The sequence below is a fragment of the Chrysiogenia bacterium genome, assembly GCA_020434085.1.
GTDB lineage: Bacteria > JAGRBM01 > JAGRBM01 > JAGRBM01 > JAGRBM01 > JAGRBM01.
In genome coordinates this window covers 1-10,947 of record JAGRBM010000417.1, presented here as the reverse complement: position 1 = coordinate 10,947, position 10,947 = coordinate 1, and the positions used below count along the sequence as shown (strand labels likewise).

Below are 10,947 nucleotides of genomic sequence, written 5' to 3'. Positions count from 1 at the left end.
GAGCGGGCGTCGATGCAGGGCTTCACTTCGGCGACCAGGGAGGGTTCCTTGGTCCACAGGTCGATCAGGGAGATGCGACCGTCGCGGCCCACCACGTAGAAGTAGCGACCGGTGGAGCTGCTGCGCAGGATGTGCACTGCGTAGCCGGTCTTGATGACGGCGACCTTCTCTTTGGTCTGCCCGTCGATGATGGCGACCTGACCCTGATCGCGGAGCACGACGCCGAAGTAGTCTTCCCAATCGCGGTTGTGCTGGGGCTTGTCAGGCCGATCGGCCACTGGAACGTAGACCTTCCAGGACTGTTTGATTTCCTCAAGCGACATCTCCGGTGGCTGGGGCGGTTCCTGCTGGATGTACTTGACGACGGTCTTGATCTCGTCCTCGTTAAGCAGGCCTTCCTCACCCCAGGCAGGCATGCCGCCGGGCATGCCGTACTGCATGATGTCGGTCAGGCGCTCAGTCCCCATCTTGATGGTCTTGGTGGGGGAGAGCTCGGGGCCGGTTGCACCGGCGCGCAGGGTGCCGTGGCAGCCTGCGCAGCGTTCAAAGTAGAGCTTCTTGCCGTGGGCAAACTCTTCTTCACTCATTTTCGGGGCGTCACCTGCGTGCGCCCAGGTTGGGGCCAGAACCAGGGCCAGCACCAACGCAATGGGTGCCAACCACCAATGGCCCGGCCAGGACCTCTTGCTGTGGTGTTTTGTCTTCGATTCCATTGTCTTCCCTCCGACATGATCTGGACGGGATGAAGTGTCAGAACGGACAGCCCCATCGTTGCCCCTAAAACTACTGAATGTCTCGAAAACCGGGTTATGAGCGGGCTCATAAGGCTGAGCCCGCTCTCAACGCGGTCATTTCAAGCGATTGGAGAGGTAGTACTGGAGCGCATCGATTTCCGGCTCGCTCAGCATTTCCCCGTAGTTTCCCGGCATCTCAATCCCCTCATAGCCAGGCAGGATCCGCGCCTTTGGCTCCAGAATCGACTCACGCACATACGTCGGATCCGAGGTGCCGGCGAGGGCATCGAGATCCGGGCCGTCGGTGCCGCCCAGGCCCTCGCGCCGATGGCAGGCCACGCATCCGGCAGAGCGAAATGTCACGCGGCCCAGCTCAATGAGCGCGGCATCGCCGGCGACGCTCTCTTGAGACGAGCCTGTTTCTCCGGCCTCCGAATGCGGCATTGCGCACCCGGTGAGGAGCAGAACCAGCAGAAGGAACTTCAGGCGCATTGGCTTTGACTAGAGCCCCATTTCATAGGCGCGCCAGGGGCCGAAGATTCCCGAGGGGGATGCCACTTCGAAGCGATGCTTGATCTCGTAGGTGTTGGCGTCGATCACCAGAAAGCGGTTGTCGGCATTGGCGCTGACATAGACCTCGTCTCCGCGGGGGCTGAACGCCAGATGATAGATCTTGCGACCGGCCTCAATGGTGCGGACAACCTTGTGCTGCTCGGTGTCGATGATCTCGATGAATGCGTCGTTTTCCGAGCCCGAATAGGTCACCCAGATTTCCCGGCTGGTGGGAGAGAGAACGGCATAGACCGGATTCCCACGTAGCGGGATCGATTGCTTGAACTTCCAGGTGGTGCGGTCGAGCACGGCCAGGCGCGCCTCGCCGACGAGCGGGACGAATACCTCGTCCCCGGCAACGCCCCAGGCTTCCATGTGCGGCATCTTGATGGGCGCGCTGCGCTTGGCATCCAGCTCGGGATCACGGATGTCCACCGAGCGGACGCCCAGTTCGGGATGCCAGAGATCGAGCAGGGTGACGTTGTCGCTCTCGAAGTGTCCGGTCAGGTAGAAGCGACCCTCCGGTGTCACGAGCGCGTCGAAGGGATTGGGACTCGGAGTGGCGAAGCGATATTCGATGGGAAAATCGGGCTTCGAGGCGTCGATGATCCAGATCTCCGCACCGTCCATCAGCGCACAGGCAAAGCGGTTGCCCGGCACGTCGACGAGCCCCGTGACACGTGAGCGCACTTCCTTGCCATCGACTTCGACCGTGGCCGGGATGTGCTTGAGAATCTCCATCGAGCGGGCATCGACGATGGTCACGCCGCCGGGCTTGTATTCCGAAACGGCGATGTAGCGCCCGTCCTGGGAGATCGCAATGCCGATGGAATTCTCCGAGGTGGGCACGGACTTGTCCATTTTGAGAGTATTGAGATCCACCCGTGAGAGCTGGCCGTTGCGGGTCGCCAGGTATCCCCAGCGCAGGTCTTTGGAAAACACCATGGAGGCATGGCGCATGTTGCCGAGGTCTTTGACTTCGGTTGGGAGCATCTTTGCGTCGGCAGCGTCATAGACACTCAGGCTGCCCGAGTCGCGCCGAACAATGAAAATGCGCGAGCCGATCCCGCCCGCAGGAGCGCAATGGGTCAAACAGAGGGTGAGCAGGGCGATCAGGATTGGGCTACGCGCGCGTCCCATGGGGAGACTCCTTGAACTTCGGATTCGGTGAGATAACACGATGGATCACTGCCCCACAGACCAGTTCCCACGGCGAGCGAGCGCTCGCGATGGGAGCCGCGGCAGGCGGGTTTGAAACGGCAGCTCCCGCACTTGCCCTGCAGGTAGTCTTCCCGGTGGCGCAGTTGTTCGAGCAGAGGATTCTTCATGATCTCCGTGAAGCTGCTGTGACGAACATTGCCAAGGCAAGCCTCGCTCCAGAACTGGTCTGGATGGACGTTGCCGCGATTGTCGATGTTCAGGATTCGCTCGCCGGCCGTGTTGCCGGTGCGCGCCTTGAGCCTGTTGAGCAGGCGCCGGGCGCCCAGCTCGCCGTGGCGTTCGAGCGCGTAGAAATACAGGAACGGCCCGTCAGCGTCGTTGGCGCCGCTGACAATGCGTGTTGCCGATTTCTGGTCGAGCAGCGCGTCGGCGCGCTCAAAGATGTGGCGCACCATCTCCCGGTTCTCTTCGGGGCTCAGGTCGTAGCCGTGGTCCTCGTGGGCGCGGCCCGCGTAGACCAGGTGAGAGACATAGAAACGCGGGATCTTGAGCGCGATGACATGGTCGAGAAGTTCATCGAACTGGTCGCGGTTCTTCTTCGAGACCGTCATGCGAATCCCGACCTTGAGGCCCTCTTCGAGGCAATACTCGGCGCCGCGGAACGCGCGTTCGAAACCGTGCTCATAGCCGCGATACTCATCGTTGAAGCCTGGCATCCCGTCGATACTAATGCCCACGTAGTCGATTCCGACCTCGCGGAGCCGCCGGGCGGTGTCGCGATCAATCATCACGCCGTTGCTGGAAAGATGGGGGCGGTGCCCCAGTTCTTTTGCGTAGGCGATCAGATCGAAGATGTCCTTGCGAAGCAGCGGCTCGCCGCCCGAGAAGATCACCGCCGGGACTTCGAGGCCGGCAAGCTCCTTGAGCAGCTTGCGGCCTTCTTCGCCGGTGAGATCATCGGGATCGGGTTTGTGAATGGCCGCCGCATAGCAATGCGGGCACGACATGTTGCAGTGGTTGATGACGTTCCAGACGATCACGGGGCTGGCGTTGGTCGAGTATCTGCCGCGTCCAGCCTCGGAGGCCGGACCCGGCACGCCGCCGCCACGGGCAAGCTCTAGCAAATCACTGATCATCAGCATGGGAACAACTCGCTCCTGTCCTCAGCGGCCATTGTCACGAATTCCGTTTTGTGTGATTATGAGCACTATCATAAGTTTTGCGTGAGTTGAAGGAAAAGGAACGCCGTATGGGTCGGATGGCGCTGGGGGGGCTTGTGTGCCTGCTGCTCGTGCTCTGTGCGGGTGGGGTCGATATGAGCCACGCCGCTTCTGAACAAACCGGACCAAACGAGTCTCCGAAACCCGCCGAACAGACACTCCCGGAAGTCACTAGCGAAGCCTTCAAACAAGGCGCACTTCTTTTTCGAAAGAAGCAGTGCCGGGGCTGTCATGCCTTTGGTGAGTTCTTCGGGAAGTGCCCGGACCTGGCAGGGGTGACACAGAGAAGAAGTGCCGCATGGCTTCGAAGCTGGCTGGCCGATCCCGACAAGATGCGCGAGACTGATGCCACCGCGCGCGAGCTTTCCGAGAAATACCCTGAAGTGATGCCTTATCTGGGACTCGAATCCGAAGAGATCGAGGCGCTTCTGGTTTACCTCCGGCAGGATGGGAAAAGTCCCGAAAACGGAGCCAAACCCTGAGCGAGGCTATGATCGGGCTCATAAATGCAGGACGCGCTGCTGCCCTAGGTTGATGGCAGGTATCACGCGGGAGGAAACCACATCGTGAGTGTGCCAACTGAAAAGGAAACGATGGGCCGTCGCGATTTCCTTGAGACGAGTGCCATCTGGACTGCCGCTGCTGCGGTGTTTGCCGGGATGCTCGGTCTACTTCGCATGCCCAAGCCCAATGTTCACTACGAGCCGAGCTCGAAGGTACGCATCGGCTATCCCGATGAATTTCCGACTGGCACGACCCGTGTGATTGCAAAGCACAACATCAAGGTTGTTCGGGACGAGGACGGAATCCATGCGATGTCGCTGATCTGCACGCACCTCGGATGCGTGTGTCAGAGCGCCGGTGACGGATTCAAGTGCCCGTGCCACGGTTCTGTGTTTGATGCCAACGGAAGCGTGGTACAGGGCCCGGCCCCGCGCGCATTGCCATGGCTGGAGATCGGACGCGCCGATGACGGTGCGCTGATTGTAGATCTGAAGAAGGAAATCCCCAGCGGCGAAAAAGCCGTTGTGTGACCTAAGGAGAAATGGAGCGGAGCTATGCGAAAGACACTTTTGGTATTGATGCTGGTAGGAGGGCTGGTGTGCGTCAGTGGAATGCCTGTCATGGCAGATGACGCGGCAGTGCCGGCCTGGGACGCAAAGACCTTCAAGAAGGGGCTCAAGACTTTCAAGCGCAAGCAGTGCTCGGGCTGCCATGCCATCGACACCGATGGCCAGGGCGAGAAGGGACCCGGCCTCAAGGGGATCTATGCCGCGCGTGGCCGCGAATGGATTACGAACTGGCTCAAGAACGCGGAAACCCTGCAGCAAACCGATCCCGAAATGAAGAAAATGCTCGAGACCTATCCCGACGGAATGCCCGACCCCGAGCTTTCCGATGAGCAGCTCGAAGCGATTCTCTACTACCTGGCCTACGACGGAGTGGCAAAGGAGTAATCATGTCTGCCGAGGATGAACCGCAGCCCGCGCGCTACAGCGCCGAGATCGCCGATGCCGACTACTACAAGCGGCTCATCGGCTGTCAGTCGGGCTGTCCGGTTCATACCGACTCGCGCGGATACGTGCAGGCCATTGCCAGAGGAGAGCTTGAAAAAGCTTACCTGATTGCACGCGCCCCCAATCCGCTCGCCTCCATTTGCGGGCGGATCTGCGGGGCGCCGTGCGAGGCCAATTGCCGACGCGGCAACATCGATGCACCTGTCGCCATCCGGGCGCTCAAGCGCGTGGTGTGCGAGCAATACGGCCCCGAATCCGGCGTGCACGCCCGCGAGGAGCTTCCCAAGTGGATCGTCTCGCAGGAACCGACGACTGAAAATGTCGACCGCGAGGACATCCGGCAGTTCAAGGATCAGCTCAAGGCAAGGCTGGCCAATCCGGCCAGCGATTCGCGCACAATCGGAATCATCGGCTCAGGCCCTGCGGGTCTTGCCGCCGCGCACGACCTGGCGATTCTGGGTTTTCCCAGCGTCGTCTACGAGCGCGAGCCCGTCGCCGGCGGCATGCTGGCCGTGGGTATCCCCGAGTACCGCCTGCCGCGCTCGCTGATCTCCAGCGAGATCGACGTCATCCGCGCACTGGGCGTGAAGTTCGAGACGGGCGTGCAGATCGGCAAGGACATCAGCATCGATGAGCTGATGAGTCGCCACGAGAAGGTGATCGTCGCCATCGGTGCGAAGATCCCGCGCCCGCTTCCGATTCCGGGTGGAAACGCCAAGGGCGTGCTCGGAGGAATCGATTTTCTCCGGGACGTGGCGCTTGGCGAGACGACCGGGATTGGAAACCGCGTGCTGGTCATTGGTGGTGGCAACGTGGCTTACGACGCCGCGCGCACGGCGGTGCGCCGCGTCTACATTGAGCGCGACGTGACTCCCCAGGCCCGCAAGCTCGCCGGGATTGGCGCCGAGATTCACCTGGCTTGCCTTGAATCGCTCGATCAGATGCTCGCCGACCAGGTGGAGATCCTCGAGGGCGAAGAAGAAGGCGTCATTCGCCACAACGGCATTGGACCGGCCGAGGTGCTTACCGACGAAAACGGTCACGTGAAGGCGGTGAAGTTCCTCCGGGTCGTATCCCTCTGGGACGAGAACGGGCGTTTTAGCCCCCAGTACGACACCGGCGATGAGACCATCATCGAGTGTGACACCGTGCTTGTGTGTATCGGACAGTCCGTTGACTGGAGCTTTCTCAAGGGCGTGGACGGGCTCGACTTCGATGAGCGCGGCAACCTCAAGAACGATCCAGCTACCGGCAGGACTTCTCACGACGATATCTTCCTGGCCGGCGACGCTGCCTATGGCCCGCGACTGGCGATTGATGCAATCGCTTCGGGAAAGCGGATCGCCCGGGTGGTTGCGACCAAAATGGGCGCGCAGATTCCATTGGAAACACAAACATCCTGCGACCACGAGCCGATTGCCGACTACTACCGCCGCGAGGGCTTCGAGCGTCTGGCCCGGCAGGAAAGCCCGGCGCAGGACGTGACCGAGCGCGTGGGGGCCATGCACGTGCAGGTGGAGCGGACCTTCTCCGAAGACGACGCCCACGAACAGGCGATGCGTTGTCTCTCCTGCAACGTCAACACGGTCTTTGATTCGAGCCGCTGCGTCCTGTGCGGCGGATGCGTGGATGTCTGTCCCGAGGATTGTCTGAAAATCATCCCGATCACAAAGCTCGAGCGGAACGAGGAGATCGATACCCTCATTCGTGAACTGGGCGATGAAGCGGGCGAGACCAGCGTGATCCTCAAGGACGAGGATCGCTGCATCCGTTGCGCGCTGTGCGCCGAGCGCTGTCCCAACGATGCGATCACCATGGAGCTGTTTTCATTCCAGGAGAATTACCAGTGAGTGAACCCAACAACGGTGTTCAGAATCCGAAGGTGCGGCCGGATTCCATCAGCGATCCGGCAGACGCAGCCGTCGAGCAGGTCTCGGGCCTTCAGGCCTTTGTGAGGAATCTCAAAGAGGTCGGGCGCACTTTCAAGTCGGCCTTTGTGCGCCATGCCTGGCCCATTCGAAGCGAGCGTGACCGTTCGCGTGCGGTGTTCCAGAACTTTTTCCTGCACATCCACTCGACGAGAACGCACGTCTGGAGCCTCAGGCCGACATTTACCTACGGCCTGGGGGTCATCGCCTTCGTGAGCTTTCTGACGCTCTGTCTCACGGGCATTTTCCTGATGATTTATTACGAGGCCTCGATCCCTGAGGCCTATCAGTCGGTCAAGGACCTCTCGTTCGTTTCGAGCGCCGGCAAGTATGTGCGCAATATCCACCGCTGGGCGGCGCACCTCATGGTGTTCGCCGTCTTCGCCCACATGATCCGCGTCTTCTATACAAACTCTTACAAGGCCCCGCGCGAGTTCAACTGGCTGATCGGAATGCTCCTGCTGACGATCACGCTGGGGCTCTCGTTCACCGGCTACCTGCTCCCCTGGGACCAGCTCGCATTCTGGGCTGTGACCATTGGTTCGAACATCGCTGCGAGCCCGCGCGAACTGACCGATGCGTTTGGTATCACGCAGTTCTTCGATATCGGCGGACTTCAAAAAGAGTTGCTGCTCGGCGGCGATGAAGTGGGGCAGGGGGCGCTCACGCGTTTCTACCTGCTGCACGTGATGATTCTGCCGGCTGCAGCTTTCGCCCTGATTGGCGTGCACTTCTGGCGCATTCGCAAGGACGGCGGACTCTCGCGACCGCCCGATGCCAGCAAGCCCGGAGACCCGGGCGTGACTGGAAAGTCCGCCTTTGCCACGAACAAGACCTACGGGCTCATGGCCGTGGTGAAGGGCAAGACCCCTGCCGTGGACAAGGGGCCCGAAGGGACGGTCGCAAGTTTCCCGCACGCCTTCCGCGCGGAACTGGCAGCGGCGATGTGCTTCATCGCCTTGGCCTGCATCCTCAGCTTCCTGTGGGACGCGCCGCTCAAGGAACTGGCCAACGCCAACATTCCCGAGAACCCGGCCAAGGCACCCTGGTACTTCCTGGGTCTGCAGGAACTGGTGAGCTATTCGGCCTTTGCCGGGGGCATGATGATCCCGGTCGTCGTGGTGATCGGCCTGGCGCTGATCCCCTTCCTCGATCGTGAAAAAGGCGTTTCGGGGACCTGGCTCGATCGGGGCGCGGAGAAGAAGATCTTCTGGGGCTCGCTGGTCTACGGATTCGGCGTCACCATTGCGGTCGTTGCTTTCACGGTGAAATACGGATGGCTTCGCAACTGGTATCCCTCGATTCCCCAGATCGTGATTACGGCCTGTAACCCGGGGACGCTCATTACCCTGTTCTACGCAGCCTTCTCACTCATTGTGCTGCAGCGCACGGCAAGCACGCGCAAGGGCGCTGTTGCGCTCTTCACGTGCTTCCTTTGCGGCTTCATCGTGCTGACCATCGTCGGCGTCTACTTCCGCGGCCCGAACTGGGGCTTCTACTGGTCGCCCGCCGACTGGCCGGTTCACTAAGGGGGACACCATGAGAACGCGCTTCTACTCCACCATCCTCCTGCTCGCCTCGCTGGTGACACTGGCCTTCGCAGTTGTTTCCGGGCTTGAAGAGAACTACTTCCGCGAATGGCGCGGCTACCAGCGCGAATACGCCAAACAGACCGAGGGCGAGAAGCCCTTCGAACAGGGACTCAAGCAGTACTACCTGCCAGAGCTTGGCCGCATCGATCGCTGCACGACCTGCCACGTGGGTGTCTTCAATACGGATATGGCAGAGGCGGACCAGCCGCTTCGCACCCACCCGGGCGAATATTTGTTCGACCATCAGCCCCAGGAATACGGCTGCACGCTCTGCCATGCCGGGCAGGGACTGGCCACCAATTCGCTGGAGGCGCACGCCAACGACCCGCACGAGAAAGTTTTCTGGGACGAGCCGGTCTATTCGTCGACCTACGTGCAGGCCTCCTGCCGGACGTGTCATGCATCGAGCTGGCTCTCTGACAACGGCGCCCCGGTGCTGAGCAAGGGTGCCGAGTTGTTCACCAACCTGGGCTGCAATTCCTGCCACAAGACCGGCGGCCTTGGCGGCTCGCGCGGTCCGGCACTCGACGGGATCGGTTCCCAGCCGCATGGCCATTTTTCCATGGCGCATCTCGATGAGCCCCATACCGTCGAGCACTGGCAGGAAGCCCACTTGCGCGATCCCCAGTCAGTGGTAGAGGGCTCGGCCATGCGCAACTACGGCCTCAGCGAGGATGACGTGAGCGCCCTGGGCGTCTATCTGATGTCACTGCGCGACATCCGCGTGCCCGAGAAGATGATCCACTCGCGCGACTCGCTGGACCGCGACAACCCCAATGGTCAGATCATTTACCAGCGCTACTGCTCGGGCTGTCACGACGCCGGGATGGAAGACCGCAAGGACAGCGTGCTGAACTGGCGCGTCCCGGCCATCCGCAACCCGGCGTTCACGTCGGTCGCAGGCGCGGAGTTCATCCGCAATACGATCAACCACGGTCGGCCCGGCACGCCGATGGAGAGCATGGGCTCTACCTCCAGCGGCTTGAGCTCCAGGGAAATCGACGCGCTCGTCGCCTACATCATGGAAGGGGCCGAGGGCGTCGAGGTGGAGCCCTGGACCTTCGTCGATGAAGACGATGAGGTCGACGTGGATGAGGGCAGGGAACTCTACAATGACAGTTGCAAGATGTGTCATGGCGAGTTCGGTGAAGGCGGCAAGGACGGCCTGAGTCTGACCTCCCCCACGCTGAGTGCCATGCCAGACGAATTCTTCCTGATCACGGTACGCGACGGGCGAGAGGGAACCTCCATGAACTCGGCGCGCGAAGAACTCGAATTCGAAGACTACGAAATCGCAAGCGTGGTGGCCTACATCCGGAAGCTTCAGGAGCAGGCAAGCAAAAAGACCGCTGCACGTTGATTGAGTTTATTGATCTTCGCAGCTTGCGGAGACGCGCAAGCGCTTTGACCAGACGCGGTTGAGTTCTTCGCCGCGGCTCTGCCATGGCTCGCCGGATACCAGAAACTCAGCGGGTAGTGCGGGCCATGTGTCTTCATTTTTGCATTCGATGCGAAGCAGTTCGGGCCAGACGCGCGGCGAGGGATTGACCGCCCGACACGACCCCGCTTCCCATTCAATCGTATTGTCGCTGACGCGCTCGAAGCCTTCGGTCTGAGCTGCACAGAAGGCAAGCGCAAAGGCGCCGCGAAGCGCGGCCCTGCGCTCGGCTTGCTCAAGTGCAGCGTTCAAGTCACCCGTTACGCCGGCCTGCATGAGCGTGGCGCTAACTTGCATGGTTCGTTGATGATCGAGGCACCCGCAGAGATCGCCAGTCGCAGGGGAGTGTTCGGGTGCTCCAAGAAGAAACAGGATGGAGAGCAGCGCGGCATTCATGGGGTTGAGCTTAGCGGGGTGGAGGCGACCTGATCCAGAAATTACACGAGCCCCGGGCATGTCGTCCTTCCCGACGTTGCCCGGGGCCCATTTCGGACAACCCCGAAGGGGTTTTCCAGCGGCCACCCGACCGCACATCCCTGCGCAAAACCCTCCAGTCTGCGCAGAAAACTTAGAGGCCTTTGCGACCTCCTACCAACCAGGAGCCAGTCTACGAACTCCCGGTACGAAGCCCTTATGATTCAACTCATACCGCCTTCTGCTGGGGCTCAGATGCCTGTTCAGCCTGTTCTCGGGGCTGGTAGGAGCAGCAGGGCTCTTCGGCCATGTAGTTTCCGGTAAAGGCATAGGCCCTGGCACGCGAGCCGCCGCAGACCTTCTTGAACTCGCAGCGACCGCATTTGCCTTC

The 10,947-nt window shown here is 61.1% G+C and carries 11 protein-coding genes; 6 read left to right on the top strand and 5 right to left on the bottom strand.

Features of this window, described 5'->3' with window-relative positions; genetic code table 11:
- The 4 genes from KDH09_14270 to KDH09_14255 form a co-directional block, all read right to left on the bottom strand.
- The coding region (locus tag KDH09_14270) for a c-type cytochrome (protein MCB0220862.1) at positions 1–587 on the bottom strand (587 nt) is incomplete at its 3' end.
- 261 nt (positions 588–848) lie between these two features.
- Positions 849–1,226, bottom strand: a complete 378-nt coding sequence (locus KDH09_14265) for a c-type cytochrome (protein ID MCB0220861.1) — start codon at positions 1,224–1,226, stop codon at positions 849–851.
- A 9-nt stretch (positions 1,227–1,235) separates the two neighbouring features.
- Positions 1,236–2,426 carry a protein nirF gene (locus tag KDH09_14260; GenBank protein MCB0220860.1) on the bottom strand — a complete coding sequence of 397 codons (1,191 nt, stop codon included), beginning with the start codon at positions 2,424–2,426 and terminating at the stop codon, positions 1,236–1,238.
- Entirely contained in the window at positions 2,399–3,589 is a 1,191-nt protein-coding gene (locus KDH09_14255) for a radical SAM protein (GenBank protein ID MCB0220859.1), read from the bottom strand. The genes KDH09_14260 and KDH09_14255 overlap by 28 nt, the downstream gene beginning before the upstream one ends.
- Before the next feature lie 107 nt (positions 3,590–3,696).
- Between KDH09_14255 and KDH09_14250 the strand changes: the two genes are divergently transcribed.
- The 6 genes from KDH09_14250 to KDH09_14225 all read left to right on the top strand — a co-directional run bounded on the left by KDH09_14250 (position 3,697) and on the right by KDH09_14225 (position 10,064).
- Positions 3,697–4,149, top strand: a complete 453-nt coding sequence (locus KDH09_14250) for a cytochrome c (GenBank protein MCB0220858.1) — start codon at positions 3,697–3,699, stop codon at positions 4,147–4,149.
- Between the two features lie 84 nt (positions 4,150–4,233).
- Complete coding sequence (locus tag KDH09_14245) at positions 4,234–4,701, top strand: Rieske 2Fe-2S domain-containing protein (GenBank protein ID MCB0220857.1); 468 nt, start codon at positions 4,234–4,236, stop codon at positions 4,699–4,701.
- Between the two features lie 90 nt (positions 4,702–4,791).
- Positions 4,792–5,124, top strand: coding sequence for a cytochrome c (locus KDH09_14240; protein ID MCB0220856.1), 333 nt, complete (start codon positions 4,792–4,794; stop codon positions 5,122–5,124).
- Positions 5,125–5,126: 2 nt separating this feature from the next.
- The gene (locus KDH09_14235; GenBank protein MCB0220855.1) at positions 5,127–7,034 is read left to right on the top strand and encodes an FAD-dependent oxidoreductase; all 1,908 of its coding nucleotides are present in this window, start codon (positions 5,127–5,129) and stop codon (positions 7,032–7,034) included.
- Positions 7,035–7,135: 101 nt separating this feature from the next.
- Entirely contained in the window at positions 7,136–8,641 is a 1,506-nt protein-coding gene (locus tag KDH09_14230; GenBank protein ID MCB0220854.1) for a cytochrome b N-terminal domain-containing protein, read from the top strand.
- Between the two features lie 10 nt (positions 8,642–8,651).
- Positions 8,652–10,064 carry a c-type cytochrome gene (locus tag KDH09_14225; protein ID MCB0220853.1) on the top strand — a complete coding sequence of 471 codons (1,413 nt, stop codon included), beginning with the start codon at positions 8,652–8,654 and terminating at the stop codon, positions 10,062–10,064.
- Positions 10,065–10,070: 6 nt separating this feature from the next.
- On the opposite strand, the gene KDH09_14220 is transcribed toward KDH09_14225, so the two are convergent.
- The gene (locus tag KDH09_14220; GenBank protein MCB0220852.1) at positions 10,071–10,439 is read right to left on the bottom strand and encodes a hypothetical protein; all 369 of its coding nucleotides are present in this window, start codon (positions 10,437–10,439) and stop codon (positions 10,071–10,073) included.
- Between the last annotated feature and the right edge of the window lie 508 nt (positions 10,440–10,947).